Source organism: Hydrogenophaga sp. NH-16 (assembly GCF_004006415.1).
GTDB classification, from domain to species: domain Bacteria; phylum Pseudomonadota; class Gammaproteobacteria; order Burkholderiales; family Burkholderiaceae_C; genus Hydrogenophaga; species Hydrogenophaga pseudoflava.
This window is the reverse complement of record NZ_CP029344.1, coordinates 1,134,223-1,154,066: the sequence shown is the minus strand read 5'-3', so window position 1 is coordinate 1,154,066 and position 19,844 is coordinate 1,134,223. Positions and strand designations below refer to the sequence as shown.

18 protein-coding genes are annotated in these 19,844 nt (G+C 68.4%); 2 read left to right on the top strand and 16 right to left on the bottom strand.

Going from position 1 to position 19,844, the window contains the following annotated elements:
- Positions 1-48: 48 nt before the first annotated feature.
- The 8 genes from DD542_RS05620 to xylF form a co-directional block, all read right to left on the bottom strand.
- Positions 49-1,266, bottom strand: a complete 1,218-nt coding sequence (locus tag DD542_RS05620; protein ID WP_127804396.1) for an MFS transporter — start codon at positions 1,264-1,266, stop codon at positions 49-51.
- A 48-nt stretch (positions 1,267-1,314) separates the two neighbouring features.
- On the bottom strand, positions 1,315-2,325 hold the full coding sequence (locus tag DD542_RS05615) for a Gfo/Idh/MocA family oxidoreductase (protein WP_127804394.1): 1,011 nt from the start codon (positions 2,323-2,325) through the stop codon (positions 1,315-1,317).
- Between the two features lie 25 nt (positions 2,326-2,350).
- Positions 2,351-3,667, bottom strand: a complete 1,317-nt coding sequence (xylA, locus tag DD542_RS05610; RefSeq protein ID WP_127804392.1) for a xylose isomerase — start codon at positions 3,665-3,667, stop codon at positions 2,351-2,353.
- 40 nt (positions 3,668-3,707) lie between these two features.
- Positions 3,708-5,156 carry a xylulokinase gene (gene xylB, locus DD542_RS05605; RefSeq protein ID WP_127804390.1) on the bottom strand — a complete coding sequence of 483 codons (1,449 nt, stop codon included), beginning with the start codon at positions 5,154-5,156 and terminating at the stop codon, positions 3,708-3,710.
- A gap of 9 nt (positions 5,157-5,165) precedes the next feature.
- Positions 5,166-6,287, bottom strand: coding sequence for an ROK family transcriptional regulator (locus tag DD542_RS05600; protein WP_127804388.1), 1,122 nt, complete (start codon positions 6,285-6,287; stop codon positions 5,166-5,168).
- A gap of 24 nt (positions 6,288-6,311) precedes the next feature.
- Complete coding sequence (locus tag DD542_RS05595) at positions 6,312-7,076, bottom strand: ATP-binding cassette domain-containing protein (protein ID WP_079366745.1); 765 nt, start codon at positions 7,074-7,076, stop codon at positions 6,312-6,314.
- Positions 7,073-8,206: an ABC transporter permease gene (locus tag DD542_RS05590; protein ID WP_079366839.1), complete on the bottom strand. Its 1,134-nt coding sequence runs from the start codon at positions 8,204-8,206 to the stop codon at positions 7,073-7,075. Before DD542_RS05590 ends, DD542_RS05595 begins: the two co-directional genes overlap by 4 nt.
- Before the next feature lie 153 nt (positions 8,207-8,359).
- Positions 8,360-9,379 carry a D-xylose ABC transporter substrate-binding protein gene (gene xylF / locus DD542_RS05585; RefSeq protein ID WP_127804386.1) on the bottom strand — a complete coding sequence of 340 codons (1,020 nt, stop codon included), beginning with the start codon at positions 9,377-9,379 and terminating at the stop codon, positions 8,360-8,362.
- Positions 9,380-9,570: 191 nt separating this feature from the next.
- Here xylF and DD542_RS05580 point away from each other — a divergent pair, with 191 nt between their 5' ends.
- The gene (locus tag DD542_RS05580) at positions 9,571-10,536 is read left to right on the top strand and encodes an aldose 1-epimerase (protein ID WP_241559690.1); all 966 of its coding nucleotides are present in this window, start codon (positions 9,571-9,573) and stop codon (positions 10,534-10,536) included.
- On the opposite strand, the gene tal is transcribed toward DD542_RS05580, so the two are convergent.
- Positions 10,511-11,452, bottom strand: a complete 942-nt coding sequence (gene tal / locus DD542_RS05575; protein ID WP_127804384.1) for a transaldolase — start codon at positions 11,450-11,452, stop codon at positions 10,511-10,513. The genes DD542_RS05580 and tal overlap by 26 nt on opposite strands.
- 60 nt (positions 11,453-11,512) lie before the next feature.
- Here tal and DD542_RS05570 point away from each other — a divergent pair, with 60 nt between their 5' ends.
- A complete protein-coding gene (locus DD542_RS05570) occupies positions 11,513-12,361 on the top strand; it encodes an SIS domain-containing protein (RefSeq protein ID WP_066152707.1) in 849 nt (282 codons plus the stop codon).
- Between the two features lie 10 nt (positions 12,362-12,371).
- On the opposite strand, the gene DD542_RS05565 is transcribed toward DD542_RS05570, so the two are convergent.
- The 7 genes from DD542_RS05565 to DD542_RS05535 form a co-directional block, all read right to left on the bottom strand.
- The gene (locus DD542_RS05565; RefSeq protein ID WP_127804382.1) at positions 12,372-13,007 is read right to left on the bottom strand and encodes a hypothetical protein; all 636 of its coding nucleotides are present in this window, start codon (positions 13,005-13,007) and stop codon (positions 12,372-12,374) included.
- 61 nt (positions 13,008-13,068) lie between these two features.
- Positions 13,069-14,085, bottom strand: coding sequence for a dipeptide ABC transporter ATP-binding protein (locus DD542_RS05560; RefSeq protein WP_127804380.1), 1,017 nt, complete (start codon positions 14,083-14,085; stop codon positions 13,069-13,071).
- Positions 14,082-15,059: an ABC transporter ATP-binding protein gene (locus DD542_RS05555; RefSeq protein WP_127804378.1), complete on the bottom strand. Its 978-nt coding sequence runs from the start codon at positions 15,057-15,059 to the stop codon at positions 14,082-14,084. The genes DD542_RS05560 and DD542_RS05555 overlap by 4 nt, the downstream gene beginning before the upstream one ends.
- Positions 15,056-15,967 carry an ABC transporter permease gene (locus tag DD542_RS05550; protein WP_127804376.1) on the bottom strand — a complete coding sequence of 304 codons (912 nt, stop codon included), beginning with the start codon at positions 15,965-15,967 and terminating at the stop codon, positions 15,056-15,058. Before DD542_RS05550 ends, DD542_RS05555 begins: the two co-directional genes overlap by 4 nt.
- Positions 15,968-15,978: 11 nt before the next feature.
- The gene (locus DD542_RS05545; RefSeq protein ID WP_066152691.1) at positions 15,979-17,550 is read right to left on the bottom strand and encodes an ABC transporter substrate-binding protein; all 1,572 of its coding nucleotides are present in this window, start codon (positions 17,548-17,550) and stop codon (positions 15,979-15,981) included.
- Positions 17,551-17,578: 28 nt separating this feature from the next.
- Entirely contained in the window at positions 17,579-18,805 is a 1,227-nt protein-coding gene (locus DD542_RS05540; RefSeq protein ID WP_066152687.1) for a M20 aminoacylase family protein, read from the bottom strand.
- Positions 18,805-19,785 (bottom strand): ABC transporter permease, encoded by a 981-nt coding sequence (locus DD542_RS05535; RefSeq protein WP_127804374.1) that lies wholly within the window; start codon positions 19,783-19,785, stop codon positions 18,805-18,807. The genes DD542_RS05540 and DD542_RS05535 overlap by 1 nt, the downstream gene beginning before the upstream one ends.
- Between the last annotated feature and the right edge of the window lie 59 nt (positions 19,786-19,844).

The following is a 19,844-nucleotide window of genomic DNA, read 5'->3' as shown; positions in this document are numbered from 1 at the left end:
CGACTTGCGGGGCTTTTTTGTTGGGCCCCGCCGTGGGGTCGGCAGCGTTCAGGCCACCCGCTGCGGACCGGCCAGCGCATCGCGCATCGCCAGTGGCCGGAACAGGCGCCACCACGCCAGGCTGATGCCGATGGTGCCCAGCCCGCCCAGCACCACCGAGCCCACCGGACCGAAGGCGGCGGCCGTCACACCCGATTCGAACTCGCCGAGCTGGTTGCTGGCGCCGATGAAGAGCGTGTTGACCGCCGCCACGCGGCCCCGCATCGGGTCGGGCGTTTCCAGCTGCACCAGGGTCTGGCGGATGACCACGCTGACCATGTCGGCCGCGCCGGACACCGCCAGCGCCAGCAGCGACAGCCAGAACGAGGTGGACAGACCAAACACCACCATGCACAGGCCGAACACGGCCACCGACACCAGCAGCTTGTGCCCGACGCGCCGCTCCAGCGCGACGTGCGAGAGCACCAGACCGGCCGCCAGCGCGCCCACCGCCGGCGCCGAGCGCAGCAGGCCCAGGCCTTCGGGGCCGACGTGCAGGAGCTCCTTGGCGAAGATCGGCAGCAGCGCAGTGGCCCCGCCCAGCAGCACCGCGAACAGGTCCAGCGACACCGCCCCGAGCAGCACCGGGTGGCCCCATACGTAGCGCACCCCGGCCAGCAGCGTCTGCGCGCTGACGGGTTCGCGCGACACCGGCTGGCGCTCGTAGCGCACCCACAGACAGGCCAGCGCCGCGCCGAGGAACAGCACGGTGCAGACGATGTAGACCGCGTTCAGGTTCACCGCAAAGATCAGCCCGCCCAGGGCCGGCCCGCCGATGACGGCCGCCTGGGTGCCAGTGGAGGTGACCGCCGTGGCGCGGGCCAGCAGCGGCGCCGGCACCAGGGACGGCAGCAGCGCCTGCTGGGCCGACATCTGGAACGGGCGGATGGCCCCGAGCAGGGCCGAGAGCGCCAGCAGCCCTTCGCGCGAGACCGCATGCGCCAGCGTGCCCGCCACCAGCAGCAGCGCCACCACGGCCTGAGCGGACAGGCACAGCGCCACGATGCGGGCGCGGTGGTGGCGGTCGGCGGCATGGCCGGCGGGCAGCGTCATGGCCAGCGCGGGAGCGAACTGGAACAGCCCCACCAGCCCGAGGTCCCAGGCACTGGCGGTCAGCTCGTACATGTGCCAGCCGATGGTCAGCATCAGCATCTGGGTGCCGGCCACCGCCGCCACACGGGCACACCAGAAGCGGACGAAGGACGGATGGGACAGCAGGTCGGACATGGGGCGCAGGCTAGCACGCGCCCCGGGGCGGCACCGGGGGCCGCAGGCTCAGTCGCGGACCACCGGCTCCCAGCGCCCGCTGCGCTCGGATTGCCACAGCGCGTCGATCACCCGGGCCTGGGCGACCGCGTCACCAAGCCCGGACGCGTCGGGCGCTGTGCCGCAGCGCACCCGGCGTGAAAACGCCTCCACCTCCAGCCGGTACTGCTCGGCCGCCGGCAGGGTCTCGACCGCGACCCCGCTGCCGTCCAGCGCACCGCCCTCGTCCAGCGCCAGCGTCATCTGGCCGCCGCGCGCGGCGTTGAAGGGGATGAAGAGTTCGATGCGACCCGTGGAGCCGACCACCTGCACGCGCTGGAAGGGCACGCTCTGGGTCGACACGGTGAAGCTGACCTGCCGCCCGGCGCCGAAGTCCAGCAGGGCGCTGGTGAGACGGTCGACGCCCATCGCCGGGTCGCGGTCGACCAGCGAGACCGCGCGCAGCGGCTCGGCCTCGAACAGGTAGCGACCGGCCAGCACCGCGTAGCAGCCGATGTCGTACAGCGCGCCACCACCGATGGCCGCCTGGTTGCGGATGTTGGCACCGTCGTCGTTGAAGTAGGAGAAGAACACCTGCACCGCGCGCGGTGTGCCGATGCGACCGGCGCGCACCAGTTCGCGGGCGCGCTGCCACTGCGGGTGGTGGCGCACCATGAAGGCTTCTTCGATGTGCACGCGGGTGGCCGCGGCCTGCACGGTCAGCGCCTGGTCGGCGCTGAGGGCGAACGGTTTCTCGCACAGCACGTGCTTGCCGGCCGCGGCCGCCTGCAGGGTCAGCGGCACGTGCAGGTGGTTGGGCAGCGGGTTGTAGATGGCCTCGATGGCCGGGTCGGCCAGCAGCTCCTCGTAGCTGCCGCAGGCCTGCGGGATGCCCAGCCGCTGCGCCGCAGCCTGCGCGGACGGCAGGCTGCGCGAAGCGATCGCGCGCAGCTCGACCATCGGGCTGGCGAGCATCTCGGGGATCACCTTCTCGGTGCCGATCTTCGCCGTGCTCAGCACGCCCCACACCACTGGTTTCATACCCGCTCCCGGTTCGGTTCGATGCTCAGATGTAGCGGTTGAGCAGGTTCTCCAGCAGCTCCTGCCGCCCGGAGACCGGTCGCGTGTCCTGGTTGCGCTCCAGCGCCCGGGCGGCCACCTGGTCCAGCCCCAGGCGGCCCGCCATCAGGTCCTGGCCGAAGGGGGTGTTCCAGCCGGCGTAGCGGGCCTCGACATGGCGGGCGAGCTGGCCGTCGAGAACCATCTGCTCGGCGATCAGCAGCGCGCGCGCCGATACGTCCATGCCGCCGATGTGGCCGTGGAACATGTCCTCGGCGTCGATGGACTGGCGGCGCACCTTGGCGTCGAAGTTCAGGCCCCCAGTGGTGAAGCCGCCGGCCTGCAGGATCAGGTAGAGCGCCAGCGCGGTCTCGGGGATGTTGTTGGGGAACTGGTCGGTGTCCCAGCCGCACTGCATGTCGCCGCGGTTCATGTCGATGGAGCCGAAGATGCCCAGATCAATGGCGGTGGCGATCTCGTGCTCGAAGCTGTGGCCCGAGAGCGTGGCGTGGTTGGCCTCGATGTTGACCTTGATCTCCTTCTCCAGCCCGTGGCGCTGCAGGAAGCCGTAGACCGTGGCGGTGTCGAAGTCGTACTGGTGCTTGGACGGCTCGCGCGGCTTGGGCTCGATCAGGATCGTGCCCTTGAAGCCGATCTTGTGCTTGTAGTCCACCACCATGTTCAGGAAGCGGCCCATCTGGTCCAGCTCCTGGCCGACGCGGGTGTTCAGCAGGGTCTCGTAGCCTTCGCGGCCGCCCCAGAGCACGTAGTTCTCGCCGCCGAGTTTCAGCGTGGCGTCCATCGCCTCCTTCACCTGCAACGCGGCCAGCGCGAAGATCTCGGGGTCGGGGTTGGTGGACGCACCCGACATGAAGCGCCGGTGGCTGAACAGGTTGGCCGTGCCCCAGAGCAGCTTCATGCCGGTCTGCGCCTGCTTGGCCTGCAGCACGTCCACCATCTCGTGCAGGTGGTTCACGCTCTCGCGCGGCGTCGCCCCTTCGGGCGCCACGTCGCGGTCGTGGAAGCAGTAGTAGGGCGCACCCAGGCGCGAGAAGAAATCGAACGCGGCGTCGGCCTTCATGCGCGCCGCGGCCATCGGGTCGGCCACGCGCTGCCAGGGGCGCTCAAACGTGCCGTCGTAGCCGAAGGGGTCGAAGCCGTTCCAGCAGAAGCTGTGCCAGTAGCAGACGGCAAAACGCAGGTGGTCCTCCATGCGCTTGCCCAGCACCAGGCGGTCCTTGTCGTACCACTTGAAGGCCAGCGGGTTGGTCGATTGCGGGCCTTCGTAGGCGATGGCGGGAATGTCGGAGAAGTAGGTGCTCATGGGTGTCTCGGTCTCGGGTGAAGTCGTCCGTTGGAAGTCATCAGGGCCTGCGGTACAGGCTGCGGAAAAGCTCGTGGCGCGGCGCCAGCAGCGCGCGCTCGGCGGGGTCGGGCCGGTAGACGGTGTCGACCGGCGGCGGCAGGCAGACCGTGGCCATCGGCGCGCCCACGCTGAGCGCGCCCAGGCGGGCGGCCCCCAGCGCACCGCCGACGGCCGAGCCGCCGTGGGTGACGATCTCGACGTCCAGCGCGCTGGCCAGCATCTGGGCCCAGAAGCCGCTGCGCGCGCCACCGCCGACCAGCGACAGGCGCGAGACGGTGCTGCCGGCGGCGTGCAGCGCGGCCAGACCGTCCAGCAGGCCAAAGCTCACGCCCTCCATCACCGCGTAGCCCAGGCGCGCGGCGTCGGTGTCGAAGTCCAGGCCGTGGAAGCTGCCACGCACTTTCGCGTCGTTGTGCGGCGTGCGCTCGCCGCTCAGGTAGGGCAGGAACAGCGGGGACGCGGCGCGGTCGCTGGCGCTCAGCCCCGCGGCGCGCGTGGCCACCTCGCCCGCGTTGGCGGCGCCCAGCAGGTGGGACACCCACTGCAGCGCGCTGGCAGCCGAGAGCATCACGCTCATCTGGTGCCAGCGGCCCGGCACCGCGTGGCAGAAGGCGTGCGTGGCGCTGGCCGCGTTGGGCTGGTAGTCGGGCGTCACCACGAACAGCACGCCGCTGGTGCCCAGCGAGAGAAAGCCCTGGCCTGCCTCGACCGCGCCCATGCCCACGGCGCTGGCCGCGTTGTCGCCCGCGCCGCCGGCCACCACCGTGTCCGGCCGCAGGCCCAGCGCTCGCGCCACGTCGGCTTTGAGCCGGCCGCTGGCCTCGCTGCCCTCGACCAGGCGCGGCATGTGGGCGCGTGTCAGACCGGTCAGGGCCAGCAGTTCCTCGGACCAGTCGCGGCGCCGCACGTCCAGCCAGAGCGTGCCGCTGGCGTCCGACAGGTCGCTCACGTGCTCGCCGGTCAGCATCAGGCGCACATGGTCCTTGGGCAGCAGCACCTTGCTCACTTGCCGGAACAGCTCGGGTTCGTGGCGCGCCACCCAGCGCAGCTTGGGCGCGGTGAAGCCGGGCATGGCCAGGCTGCCGCCCAGGTCGCTGAGCGCCGGCAGCTCGGCCATCATCTCGGCGCACTCGGTCGCGCTGCGGGTGTCGTTCCAGAGGATGGCCGGGCGCAGCACGCGGTCCTGCGCGCCCAGCAGCACCGCGCCGTGCATCTGGCCGGACAGGCCGATGGCCTCGGTCGCGGCGTATTCGGCCGGGTGCGCAGCCCGCAGCGCGGCCAGCGCGGCCTGGGTGGCGGTCCACCAGTCGGCCGGGTCCTGTTCGCTGTGGCCGGGATGCGGCCGCGAGACGCTGAGCGCGGCGCCGGCCGAGCCGATGACGCGCTGGTCGGGGCCCAGCAGCAGGGCCTTCACCTCGGAGGTGCCGATGTCGATGCCGATGTACATGAGGTTGTGTCAGTGAACGAGGGAGGGGGCGTGCATGGGTCGCAGTTCGTGGTGCAGCACCAGCGCCGCGGCGCCGACGGCCGAGGCCAGCAGGCCGTAGCGCGCCGGCCGCACCGGCGGAGGCGCCACGCCCGCGCTGGTGGCGTAGGCGTCGAGCGTGTCGCGCGCGGTGCGCACGATGTCCGGGTGCCGTTCGCAGGACGGTCCGCCGACCACCAGGGCCCCCGGGTTGAAGGTGGTCCAGAGGTTCTGCAGCACCACGCCCAGGAACACGCCGCCACGCGCCGGGTCGGGCAGCTGGCCCAGGGCCCGCGCGCCGAAGAAGGTTTCGGCGCAGCCCCGGCGGCCGCAGGAACAGGCCGGGCCGTCGATCTGCAGGATGCTGTGGCCGATTTCGCCGGCCATGCCCTGCAGGCCGGTGAACAGGCGGTCGTTGAGCACGATGCCGGCGCCCACGCCGACGCCGCAGGTGACGAAGATCAGCGAGTCCTTCGCGTCACCGTCGGTGAACTCGTATTCGCTGAGCGCGGCGGTGTCGGCCTCGTTCTGCACATGCACCGCCACCGGCGGGCAGCCCGCCTCGGCCAGGGCGCGCGTGATCAGCGGCAGGAAGGACACGTTGCGCCAGCCCAGGTTGGGCGCGAAGCGCACGGTGCCGCTGGCTTCGTCGAAGGCGCCGGGCAGGCCGATGCCCACGCCCGAGACCAGCACCGGCCGCGCCGCCAGCGCGGCGTGCGCGCGCACCACCAGCTGCGCCACCTGGCGGCACACCGCCGCCGGCTCGTGCTCGGCCAGCGCTTCTTCGACGGACCACAGCACCTCGCCGGTGAGCGACACGCCCACCACGCGCAGCGACTCGACCGCGATTTCCACACCGATCATGGCGCGGCGGCTGCCGTCCAGCTGCAGCGGTGTCGACGGCCGGCCCAGGCCATGCGCGGCGGCCGGGCCGGTCTCGGTGACCCAGCCCTCGTCGATCAGCTCGCGCACCAGCAGGCTGACCGTCGACTTGGTCAGGCCGCTCTCCTGCGCGAGCTGGGCGCGTGAAAGGCCGCTGCGCCGCCGCAGCAGCCTCAGCAGCACGCTGCGGTTGATGCGTTTGACAAGTTGCTGGTCGCCGGTGGTTTTCATTCGGTGTGCGGGAGCGCGCAGGCCTCAGAGGCTGTGGGTCTGCGCCTTTCCTTCAGGTTGTTTGCCCGCGATGATCATGCCCAACACCTCGTCCTCATTGACGTCGGCGGTGCGGTAGGCACCCACCAGGCGGCCGTTCTTCATCACCGCCAGCCGGTCGCTGAGGCCGAACACGTCGGGCATGTCGTGGGTGATCAGGAAGATGCCCACGCCCTCGGCCTTGAGCTGGCGCACCAGGTTGCCGACCATCGCGGTCTCCTCCGGCCCGAGCGCCGCGGTGGGCTCGTCCATGATCAGGATGCGGGCGTTGAAGTAGATCGCGCGCGAGATCGCCACCACCTGGCGCTGCCCGCCCGAGAGGCGGCGCACCGGCGTGCGCACGTTCTTGAAGTTCTTGTTGAGGCGGTGGAACACCTTGCGCGCCTCGGCGTCCATGCGGTGGTCGTCCAGGGTGTTCCAGCGCGTGAGCAGCTCGCGGCCGAGGAACAGGTTGGCCACGGCGTCGAGGTTGTCGGCCAGGGCCAGGGTCTGGTAGATCGACTCGATGCCGCAGCGCTGCGCGTCGACCGGTGTGCGGATGTGGGCCTTCTCGCCGTTGATCCGCACTTCGCCGCTGTCGATCGGGTAGGCCCCGGCCAGCATCTTCATCAGCGTGGACTTGCCGGCGCCGTTGTGACCGAGCAGGGCCACGACCTCGCCCGGGTAGAGGTTCAGGCTCACATCGTCGACCGCGCGCACGCCGCCAAACGACTTGCCGATCTGGCGCATTTCAACCAGTGGCGCGTTCATGACAGGTCTCCGGTGAGGCGGCGGTAGACCACGTCGAACACCACGGCGGCGATCAGCACCTGGCCGATGATCACGTAGCGAAGGCCGATGGAGATGTCCAGCAGCAGCAGGCCGCTGTCGATGCTCTGCATGATCAGCGCGCCCAGCACCGAGCCTAGGATGGAACCGCTGCCGCCGGCCAGCGCCGTGCCGCCGATGACCGCCGCGGCGATCACGTACAGCTCCATGCCGGTGCCCAGCGAGTTGGTGCCGGCGTTCAGCCGCGCGATGGAGACCATGGCGGCGATGGTGATCAGCACACCCAGCAGGGCGAACACCATCAGCGTGACGCGGCGCACCGGGATGCCCACCAGCGCCGCCGCCTCGGGGTTGCCGCCCATGGCGAACACGTAGCGGCCGAAGCGCGTGCGGTGCACGATGAAGGACAGCACCAGCGCCACGCTGCCCCAGATCAGCACCGGGATCGGCACACCCTGCGGCGCGTCCTTGGTCGGGATCTGGTAGGCGTTCATGGTGGCCACGAAGCCGACCACGATCAGCGCCGGCACCGCCGCCACCAGGGCGTCCAGCCACAGCGGCGGATTGGGCACGTCGTAGGCGGCCTTGGCGCGGCGGCGCAGCGCCGTCTGCAGGACCAGCGCCGCCACCAGCACGGCCGCCAGCACCCAGCTGGCCTGCACGCCGATGGCGCCGTCAAAGCCGCCACCCAGGCGCTGGAAGAAGAGGTCGTTGACCGGCTGCGTCTTGCCATCGGCCACCAGGAAGGCCGCGCCGCGGAAGGACATCAGCCCGCCCAGCGTGACCACGAAGGACGGCACGCCCAGCATGGCCGTCAGCGCGCCCTGGTAGAGCGACACCGCAATCGCCACCGCCAGCCCGGCCAGCGAGGCCTCGACCCAGTGCCAGCCGGCGGTGTACATCAGCGTCGCGATCAGCACGCCGACAAAGCCCATCACCGAACCCACCGAGAGATCGATGTGGCGCGCCACGATCACCAGCACCACAACCGTGGCGACGATGCCGACCACCGCCGTCTGCTGGGCGATGTTGTAGAGGTTCTCGGGCGAGAGGAACAGGCCGCCCGAGAGGATGTTGAACACGATGGCGGTGGCCACCAGGACCGCCCCCATCAGCACCAGCCGCCAGTCGATGGCCAGTTGCCTGAGGACATTGGGAACAGGACTCACAGACGCACTCCGCCGAAAAAAAGGACCGCGGGCTGAACCCAGCCCGCGGTCCGAGGGCCTCCATCCATCAGGAGAAACGCAAATTCAAATGCCGGGTCATTTGCAGGCGGCCGGACCCTTGGCCATGTCCACGCCCTTGCACAGGTCTTCCTTCTTGATCCAGCCGGCCTTGACCACCAGGTCCAGATTCTTGGCCGTGATCGGCACCGGCTTGAGGAACTGCGCCTGCAGCGACACCTTCTTCTCGCCACCGGCCCAGGCCGCGGCGCCCGCGACCTTCTGGCCCTTGGCCAGGGAGACGGCGGCGGTGGCGGCGTCGCGGCCGAGGTCGCGTGCGTCCTTCCACACCGACACCGTCTGCGAGCCCATGGCCACGCGGTTGAGCGCGGCATGGTCGCCGTCCTGCCCCGACACCGGAATGCCCTTGATGCCCTTGGCGGTCAGCGCCGCGACCACACCGCCGGCGGTGCCGTCGTTGGAGGCCACCACGGCGTCGATCTTGCCGCCGGTCTTGGTGATGATCTGCTCCATGTTCTTCTGCGCCACTTCGGGCTTCCAGCCTTCGGTGTACTCCTCGCCGACGATCTTGATGTCGCCCTTCTTGATCGCCGCCTCCAGCACCTCCTGCTGGCCGCCGCGCAGGAAGTTGGCGTTCGGGTCGGTGGGCGAGCCCTTGATCATCACGTAGTTGCCCTTGGGCTGGGCCTCGAAGACCGCGCGCGCCTGCATGCGGCCGACCTCGACGTTGTCGAAGGTGATGTAGAACACACCGGGCGCTTCGATCAGGCGGTCGTAGGCCACCACCGGGATCTTCTGCTGCGCCGCCTTGTTGACCGCGGGCAGGATGGCGTCCTTGTCCATGGCCAGCACGATCAGCACCTTGGCACCCTTGGCGATCAGGGAATCCACGTCGGACAGCTGTTTCTCGGGGGAGCCGCCGGCATCGGCGCTGATGTAGCTGGCGCCCAGCTTGGCCAGCTGGTCCTTGATCGCCTTCTCGTCGGTCTTCCAGCGCTCTTCCTGGAAGTTGGACCAGCTCACACCCACCACCTGGGCGAACGCACCGGCGCTGGCCAGACCGAGCGCCAAAGCGGTCAACGTTGTCTTCAGTTTCATCCTTGTCTCCAGTGAACGGCCTGCTTTCGGGCCGCGGTTATTGAACGGATTGCTTGGACACATCGTGCGCTGGCCCCCTCGCCGGCAGCCATTTAGTACGAACGACAAACTAATTATTTGCCACCCCGCGTGTTGGCTCCTATTGGGACAAACCCGACATAGTTTGATGATTGAACTTAATAAGATGAACCATGACCTTCCCAATGACAGCAAGCGCGGGGCGCATTCACTGGCTCGACGACGGCCGCCAGCGCCTGGGCCTGGTGCCCGGCTTCGGCGGCTGCGCCGCCGCGTGGTTCCTGCACCCGCAGGCCGATCCGGACCCGCGCCACCCGGACGTGCCGTTCCATCTCTGGCGCCCCTGGTTTGGCGACCCCGACCCGTTCAGCGTGGCCTCGCTGCCCCTGGTGCCCTGGTCCAACCGCATCAGCGGCGGCGGTTTCGAGCAGGACGGCGTGTTCCACCCGCTGGCGCCCAACCGCGCCGGAGAAGCCTGCCCCATCCACGGCGAGGGCTGGCTGCAGGCCTGGGACGTCGTCACCCACGACGAGCGGCAGATCGAGCTGCGGCTGGACTCGCGCCACTTCATGGGCAGCCCCTACGACTACATCGCCACGCAGCGCTATCAGCTGCTGCCCGACGGCATCGAACAGACCCTGTCGGTGACCCACCGGGGCGTTGCGCCACTGCCCTACGGCCTCGGGCAGCACCCCTGGCTGCTGCGCACGCCGGGCACCCGGGTGCAGGCCCGGGTGGGTGGTGTCTGGCTCAGCCACCCCGACCGCCTGCCCCGGGCGCACACGCCCGTTCCGCCAGACTGGGACCTGAGCGCCGGCATCGATGCCCACGGGTCGCTGATCGACAACGCCTTCACCGGCTGGGACGGCCTGGCCCGCATCGAATGGCCGGAAAGCGGCTGGGCCCTGACCGTGGAAGACACCGCCGCGACCGGCGACGGCTGCCTGCTGCTGTTCCGGCCCGACGCCGGGCCGAGCTTCTGCGTGGAACCGGTCAGCCACCCGGTCGACGCGGTGCACCTGCCGGGCCGGCCCGGGCTGCAGCAGCTCGGGCCGGGTGGGTCGATGACCCAGTGCCTGCGGTGGCGTTTCCACCGGATCGGCGGGCCTGCGCTCAGCGCATCATCGCTTCGAGCTTGATGGTGTCGGCCACGAAGGCGCGGATGCCTTCGGCCAGCTTCTCGGTGGCCATCGCGTCTTCATTCAGCGCAAAACGGAAGGCCGCCTCGTCGTACTGCACGAACGGGATGTCCATGGCCTGGGCGGCCTCGGCGTCCAGGGCCCGGGCCAGCGGTTCCTCGCTGGCCTGCAGCTGGGCCAGCAGATCGGGGCTGATGGTCAGCAGGTCGCAGCCGGCCAGCGCGGTGATCTGGCCCACGTTGCGGAAGCTCGCGCCCATCACCTCGGTGGCGATGCCGTGCTTCTTGTAGAAGTTGTAGATCGCGCGCACCGACTGCACGCCCGGGTCGTTGGCGCCGGCCATCGCGGCCTCGTCCCACTTCGCGCCGGCCTGCTTCTTGTACCAGTCGTAGATGCGGCCGACGAACGGGGAGATCAGCTGCACCTTGGCCTGGCCACAGGCCACCGCCTGGCAGAAGGAGAACAGCAGCGTCAGGTTGGTGTGGATACCGTCGCGCTCCAGCCGCGCCGCGGCCTGGATGCCCTCCCAGGTCGAGGCGATCTTGATCAGGATGCGGTCCACGTGCACGCCCTCGCCCTGGTAGAGGTCGATGATGCGGCGCGCGCGCGTCACGGTGGCCTCGGTGTCGAAGCTCAGTCGGGCGTCCACTTCAGTGGACACGCGGCCCGGCACATGCTTGAGGATCTCGATGCCGAAGCGCACCAGCAGGCGGTTCATCACCTCGTCCGTTCCATGCTGCCCGTACTTCGCCACGGTTTCCTGCAGCAGGTGCGCGTACTCGGGTTTCTGCACGGCCTTGAGGATCAGCGACGGGTTGGTCGTCGCGTCGCGCGGTGAATAGGCGGCGATCTGATTGAAGTCACCGGTGTCGGCGACCACGGTGGTGAGCTGCTTGAGGGCATCGAGCTGGTTCATCGGTCTCTCTCAGGGTTGTCGAGGTTTCACAGAAAGATGTAACTGGGTTACCATTTTCGCATGCTTGACCGAATCAGAGCCTCCATGCCCTCACTGGCGCCCGCGGAACAGCGCGTGGGCAAACTCGTGCTGCTCGACCCGCGCAGCTTCGCCAGCCTGCCCGTGTCCGAACTGGCCGACCGCGCCCATGTGAGCAAGCCGACTGTGGTGCGCTTCTGCCGCAGCATGGGCTACGACGGCCTGTCCGACTTCAAGCTGAAGCTGGCCGGCACCGTGAGCGAAGGCGTGCCCTTCATTCATCGCAGCGTCGACGTGGACGACAAGGTCAGCGACGTGCTGGTCAAGGTGATCGACAACACGGTCGCGGCCTTCCTCAAGTACCGCAACGACGCCTCGACGCACTCGATCGAGAAGGCGGTCGACGCGCTGCTGACCACCTACAAGAACAAGGGCCGCATCGAGTTCTACGGCGCGGGCAATTCCGGCATCGTGGCGCAGGACGCGCAGCACAAGTTCTTCCGCCTGGGCATCAACGCCATCGCCTACAGCGACGGCCACATGCAGGTGATGAGCGCCTCGCTGCTGGGCCCGGGCGACTGCCTGGTGATCGTCTCCAACTCGGGGCGCACGCGCGACCTGATGGACGCGGCCGACATTGCGCGCAAGCACGGCGCCACGGTCATCACCGTCACAGCCAGCGGCTCACCCCTGGCCACCGCCGGCCACATCCACCTGGCCGCCGACCACCCCGAGGGCTATGACCGCTACAGCCCCATGACCTCGCGCCTGATGCACCTGATGGTGATCGACGTGGTCGCCACCTGCCTGGCTCTGCGCATCGGCGGCAACAAGCTGCAGCCGCTGCTCAAGGAAATGAAGAACAACCTGCGCAGCAAGCGCTACGCCTGAGCCCAGCCCGTCAGGGTGCCGGCTTGTGCGACTTCAGCTCCGTCAAGGTGCTGGTGTTCAGGCTGCTGTTGCGGTAGTCCTTGTAGTCGGACTTGACCGCGCGCCCAATGGAAGGTGCGAACCAGATGGTCTGGGACACGCGGATTGCACCTTGCCAGCTGACTCCATTGATCCAGCCGTTCGACTCGTTGCGGAAGGCATCGAACTCTCCACCGGGCGTCGCGACTTTCTCCTGCGCCACCACCTTGACTTCCACTTCGGAGCGGGAGCGGCTTCCTGCCAGTCCCACCGCCTCAGAGCGAGTCTTCCAGGAATCGCCCACCTTCAAGGGAAACCGGTAGATTTCGATGGCCGGCTCGAATCTGGTTCCGGAAGCGCCTGAGACCAGCGGATTCAGATCAAGGTTGGTCACACCTTCGAGCTCCGGAGGATTGCGGTCCGGACGAACGTGCTTCGTCTTGATCTGCCCTCCCTCCACCGAAGTGACCGTGACCGTCTCTTCCGACTGCTTGTTGTCGCTGCGGTTGTTGACCACGTAAACCGAGACATCGCCCACTTTGACCGAGGGCCTGGCGTTGCCGTCCGACTGCGCCAGAACCACCACGGGCCAGGCCAGGAATCCAAACAGAAGATGTCTCAGCAGCATGGGACCTCCTGATCAAGAACGCGTGGCCCACTGTAGGACAAAGCCCCCGGCGGCTCAAGCCCTAGCCGGAAATCCGCCCCTCTTCCACCGCGTGGCAGGCCACACGGGCACCACCGAAGTCCAGCAGCACCGGCCGCTCGACCCGGCAGCGCTCGTTCGCATGCGGACAGCGCGGGTTGAACGCGCAACCGGCCGGCGGGTCCAGCGGATTCGGCACCTCGCCCTGCACCGGCGTGCGCGCCCGGCCGGTGTCGTGGATCTTCGGGATCGCGTCCAGCAGCATGCGCGTGTACGGATGCCGCGGGCTGTCGAACAGCGTGTGCTTGTCGGCCAGTTCCACCAGCCGCCCGAGGTACATCACCCCCACCTGGTCGCTCACATGCCGCACCACCGCCAGGTTGTGGCTGATGAACAGGTAGGTCAGGCCCTGCTGCCGCTGCAGGTCCTTCATGATGTTGAGCACCTGCGCCTGCACGCTCACGTCCAGCGCCGAGGTCGGCTCGTCGCAGACCAGGAACTCCGGGTGCGTGGCCAGCGCTCGCGCGATGGAAATGCGCTGGCGCTGGCCACCCGAGAACTGGTGCGGGAACTTGGCCGCGTCCAGCGGCGAAAGGCCCACCGACTGCAGCAGCTCGCCCACCCGCTCGCGCAATTCGCCGCCCCCCGAGAGCAGACCATGCTCAACCAGCGGTTCGGCCACGATGTCCTGCACCCGCCAGCGCGGGTTCAGGCTGGCATACGGGTCCTGGAAGATCATCTGGATGCGGCGGCGCAGCTGGCGCCCCTGCGGCGTCCTGAACGCCGCGTGCGCGTCCTGTCCGTCGAACTGGAAGCCCCCGCGCGTCGGCGCGTACAGGCCCACCAGCAGGCGGGCGACGGTGCTCTTGCCGCAGCCTGATTCGCCCACCAGCGCCAGCGTCTGGCCGCGCTGGATGTCGAAGCTCACCCCGTCCACCGCGCGCAGCAGCTGGCGCGGGCGCCGCTCCAGCACGCGGTTGAGCCAGGGTGCCGAGACATCGAAGGTCTTGGCCAGGTCGAAGGCGCGCACCAGGGCTTGTGCAGAGGTGGTGTCGCTCACGACGCGCCTCCCGTCGTGCCGGCGTGCAGCCAGCAGGCAGCCCGCGTCGTCCCGGCCGGCATCAGGTCGGGCCGCTGCGCGTGGCAGCGGTCGAACGCGCGGTCGCAGCGCGGGTGGAAAGCACAGCCGGCCGGAATGGCGTTGAGCCGCGGCATGGCGCCGTCGATCTGGTGCAGGCGCTCGCGGTCCTGGGTCATGTCGGGAATGCAGGCCATCAGGCCCGCGGTGTAGGGGTGCGACGGCCGGTGGATCACGTCGTGCACCGGCCCGATCTCGGCCACGCGACCCGCGTACATCACGGCCACACGGTCGCAGGTTTCGGCGATCACGCCCATGTCGTGCGTGATCAGCATCACCGCGGCGCCGCGCTCGCTGCAGATGCGCTTGAGCAGGGTGATGATCTGCGCCTGGATCGACACGTCCAGCGCGGTCGTCGGTTCGTCGGCGACGATGAGCTTGGGCTCGGCTGCCAGCGCGAGCGCAATCACCACCCGCTGGCGCATGCCGCCGGAAAACTGGTGTGGGTGGTGGTCGATGCGCTGCTCGGCCGCCGGGATGCCCGTGTCGCGCAGCAGCTGGATCGCCCGCTCGCGCGCCTCGGCCTGGCCCACGGGCAGGTGGGTGCGGATGGTTTCGGTCAGCTGACGGCCCACGGTGTACAGCGGATTCAGCGAGGTCAGCGGGTCCTGGAAAATGGCCCCGATCTGCCGCCCGCGCACCTTGCGCAGTTCGGCGAAGGGCAGGTCGTCGATGCGTCGGCCCTCCAGCAGGATCTCGCCGCCCGCGATGCGCCCCGGCGGCTCCAGCAGGCCGATGATGGACGCGCCCGTGAGCGACTTGCCCGCGCCCGATTCGCCCACCACGCCCAGGATCTCGCCCGGCGCGATGTCGAAGGAAATGTCGTCCAGCGCCCGCAGCGTGCCGCGGCGGTGCGGGAACTCGACGACCAGGTTCTTGACTTGCAGCAGGCTCATCGCAGTTTGGGATTGAGGGCGTCGCGCAGCCAGTCGCCCAGCAGGTTCACCGAGAGCGCGATCAGCACCAGCATGGCGCCGGGGAACACGGTGATCCACCACTCGCCCGAGAACAGGTAGTCGTTGCCGACGCGGATCAGCGTGCCCAGAGAGGGCGCGGTGATGGGTGCGCCGACACCGAGGAAGGACAGCGTGGCCTCGATGATGATGGCGGTAGCCACCTGGATGGTCGCCAGCACCAGCACCGGCCCCATCACATTGGGCAGTACGTGCCGGCGCATGATGCGCAGCGGCGGCACGCCGGTCACGCGGGCGGCCTGCACATACTCCTTGTTGCGCTCCACCAGCGTGGAGCCGCGCACCGTGCGTGCGTACTGCACCCAGCCCGTCAGCGTGATGGCCAGCACCAGCACACCGAACGCGAGCTCGTCCTGCGAGTTGGGAAACAGCGCCCGGCCCACCCCCGCGATCAGCAGCGCCACCAGGATCGGTGGGAAGGACAGCATCACGTCGCACAGGCGCATCAGGAAGGCGTCCACCCAGCCGCCGAGGAAGCCGGCCAGCAGCCCCAGCACCACCCCGATCAGCACCGACAGCATGACCGAGGTCAGTCCCACCGCCAGCGAGATGCGCGCGCCGTACATCAGCGCGGACAGGATGTCGCGCCCCTGGTCCTCCGTGCCCAGCAGGAAGGCGGGATTTCCGCCCTCCATCCAGGCCGGCGGCAGGCGCGCGTTGCTCAGCTCCAGCGTCGCCAGGTCGAACGGGTTGTGCGGCGCCACCCAGGGGGCGAACGCCGCACAGAACACGCAGGCGAAGGCGATCAGCGCCGCCACCATGGCGGTGGGCGACGAGCGGAAACTGTGGCCGACGTCGCCGTCGAGCCAGCGTCGAAGGGCGGCGATCAAGGCTCAGCCGATCACTTCACCGACATGAAGCGAAACGGCATGAAGTTGTCCGCCAGCTGGACCAGCTGCACGTTGCTGGCCACGCCCCAGGCCAGGGCCTGCTGGTGCAGCGGCAGATGGCCGACATCGTCGGCGTGCAGCTTGAAGGCCTCCTTGATCATCGCGTCGCGCTTGGGCTTGTCGGTCTCCGACTGGATCTTCAACGTCAGCTCGTCCACCTTCGGGTTGCAGTAGGAGCCAAGGTTGAACTGGCCACTGCCCTTGTCGTCGACGCAGCGCATCAGCGCGTTCAGCGCGTTGTGCGAGTCGTAGGTGCCCGGCGTCCAGCCCAGCAGATAGAAGCTGGTGTCGCGCTTGAGGATCTTGGGGAAGTAGGTGCCCTTGGTCTCGGCCTGCAGGTTCACCTTCACGCCGATCTTCGCGAGGTTCGCGGCCACCGCCTGGCAGATGTCGCCGTCGTTCACATAGCGGTCGTTCGGGCAGTTCATGCCCACCTCGAAGCCGTTGGGGTAGCCGGCGTCGGCCAGCAGCTTCCTGGCGGCGTCGGGGTCGTAGGGCAGGCGGGTGTTCATCGCGGCGTCAAAGCCGTTGATGCCGGGGCCGACCATCAGCGCCGTGGGCTTGGAGGCGCCCCGCATCACCACGCGCTGGATGGTGTTGATGTCGATGGCCTGGTAGAAAGCCTGGCGCACGCGCTTGTCCTTGAACGGGTTCTTACCCTTCACGCTGGAGTACAGCAGCTCGTCGCGCTTCTGGTCCATGCCGAGGAAGATGGTGCGCAGCTCAGGCCCCTGCAGCACCTTGGACTTGCCGCTGGCGTTGATGCGCGCCACGTCCTGCAGCGGCACCGGCTCGATCACGTCCACCTGCCCGGACAGCAGGGCGGCCACGCGGGTGGCGTCGTTGCCGATCGGCGTGTACTCCACGTTCACCACGTTGCCTTCGATCTTGCCCCAGTAGCTGCCGTTGCGGACGAAGCTGGTCTTGACGTTGGGCTGGCGCTCGCGCAGGCGGTACGGGCCGGTGCCGTTGGAGCGGAAGGAGGCCGCGTTCTCGATGCCCTTGCGGCGGTCCACCGGCCGGGTGGCCTGGTTCTCCTCGGCCCACGGCTTGCTCATGATGTAGACCAGCGCCAGCAGGTCGGGCAGGATGGGGAAAGGCGTCTTCGTCTCGATCTCGATCGCGGAATCGCCCACCTTGCGCACTTGCTTGAAGTCGTTGGTGTAGCTCTGCATGTCCGAGCCTTCGCCCGCTGCGCGGGCAAAGGAGAACAGCACATCGTCGGCCGTGAACGGCTTGCCGTCGTGGAACTTGACGCCCTTGCGCAGTTCGAAGCGCCACACGGTTGGCGAGGTCTGCTTCCAGCTGGTGGCCAGCGCCGGCACCAGCCTGAGGTCCTTGTCGCGGGCCACGAGCCCTTCGTAGACATTGCCTGTGACGCTCAGTTGCAGGGACTCGTTGAGCGAGTGCGGGTCCATCGACAAGGCGTCGCCCTGGTTGCCAATGCGCACCGTCTGCGCCACCGCCGTGCCCGCGATGGCGGCCAGAGCGATGGAGGTGATCAGCGAATGCTTGAAGTTCATGGTTTCTCCTGGTCGGTTGGATGAAAGCTCAGGGGGACTCTTCGGACAGGGGCATGCCCTGTTCAATCAGGCTGGCGTGCAGGGCCGCACCCAGCGGCAGCACCTCGTCGTTGAAATCGTAGCGGCTGTTGTGCAGGAAGCAGCTGCCCTCCCCGCCCTGCCCCAGCCGCAGGTAGGCGCCCGGTTTGACCTGCAGCATGAAGGAGAAGTCCTCGGCGCCCATGCTGGGGTCCATTTCCGCGTCCACGTGCTCATCACCCACCAGATCGCGCGCCACGCGGGTGGCGAACCGGGCCTCGTCGGGCGTATTGATGGTGGCGGGATAGATGCGCTCGTAGCGGACATGCGCCGAAGCGCCCAGACCCAGCGCCACCCCGGAACACACCTCGTTCAGCCGCCGCTCGACCAGCGACTGGATCTCGGGGCTGAAGGTGCGGACCGTGCCGACCATCGTCGCCTTTCCCGGCACCACGCTGAAGGCCCCGGGATCTCCTGCCTGCATGGAGCACAGGCTGATGACCGCGTTGTCGATGGCCCTCACGTTGCGCGAGACGATGCTCTGCACGGCCGTGATGATGTGGGCCGACACCAGCACCGGGTCCACCGTGAGGTAGGGGTGCGCACCGTGTCCGCCCTTGCCGGTGACTTCGATGGTGATGCGGTCGGCCGCGGCCATCATCGGCCCTGGGTTCACGCCCACAGTGCCGGGCCGCATCTGCGGCCAGTTGTGCATGGCATAGACCGACTGCACCGGGAAGCGCTCGAACAGTCCGTCTTCGATCATGGCCTTTGCGCCAGCGAAGCCTTCTTCGCCCGGTTGGAAGATCAGGACCGCCGTGCCGTTGAAGCGCCGGGTCTCGGCCAGGTAGCGCGCTGCACCGATCAGCATGGCGGTGTGCCCGTCGTGCCCGCAGCCGTGCATCAAGCCTGCCCGGGTCGACTTCCAGGCGAAATCGTTGAGTTCGGTCATCGGCAACGCGTCCATGTCGGCGCGCAATCCGATCATCCGACCGCTGTCCCGACGGCTTCCGTGGATCAGCGCCACCACGCCGGTCTTGCCGATCTGTGTGTGGATCTCGTCCACGCCGCAGATCTTGAGGGACTCGACCACCCGCCGGGCGGTGTAGTGCTCCTCGAAACCGAGTTCCGGGTGGGCGTGCAGCTCGCGGCGCAGCGCCGTCAGTTCAGGGTGCAGGGCAGCGATGTGGGCGAACGCGCGGCCATGGGCACGGATGCGGGAGGTGTGGGGGATCATCAGTGGGCTCCGGCCCTTTCAATGCGCAAACGGGGATCAACAGCGAAATAGAGCAGATCCACCACCAGATTGATCACGACAAAGATCAATGCGATCAGACAGAGATAGGCCGCCATTACGGGGACGTCGGCGAAGGTCACGGCCTGGATGAACAGCAACCCCATGCCCGGCCACTGAAACACCGTTTCGGTGATGATGGCAAAGGCAATCAGCCCCCCGAGCTGCAGGCCGGTGATGGTCATCACGGGCACCAGCGTGTTCTTCAACGCGTGGCCGAAGTGCACCGCCCGGTTGGTCAGTCCGCGGGCACGGGCGAACTTGATGTAGTCGGTGCGCAGCACCTCCAGCATCTCCGCCCGGACCAGCCGCATGATCAGCGTGAGCTGGAAGATCGCCAGGGTCAGTGCCGGCAGGACGATGTGGTGCCATCCTTTGGCGGTGAGCAGCCCGCTGCTCCACCACCCCAGCTGCACCACGTCACCGCGACCGAAGCTCGGGAACCAGCCCAGGTTCACAGCAAACACCAGGATCAGCAGGATGCCGATCAGGAATGTCGGCAGGGACACCCCGAGCAGCGAGACGGTCATGAACATCTGACTGATGAACGTGCCCCGCTTCAGGGCTGCATACACACCCATCGGAATGCCCAGCAACAGCGAGAGCAAGGCAGCCACCAGCGCCAGTTCCACGGTAGCGGGCAGGCGCTCGGCGATCAGACGCGAGACCTTGGCCCCCTGGCGCAGGCTGATCCCGAACTCGCCCTGCACCGCATTGACCAGAAAGTGCCAGAACTGCACCACCACGGGCTGGTCCAGCCCGAGATCGGCGCGGAGGTTTCTGATCTGCTCCGGCGTGGCGTCCTGGCCCAGCAGAAACACCACCGGATCACCCACGTACTGGAACAGCATGAAGGCGATGAACGCCACGCTGACCATGACGAGCACCGCCTGGGCCATGCGTCGTAGAACAAATGCAAGCATGAATGACGATCTGAGACGCTTGGCTGGGACATTGGCCGCACCCACAAAGGGCAGCCGCA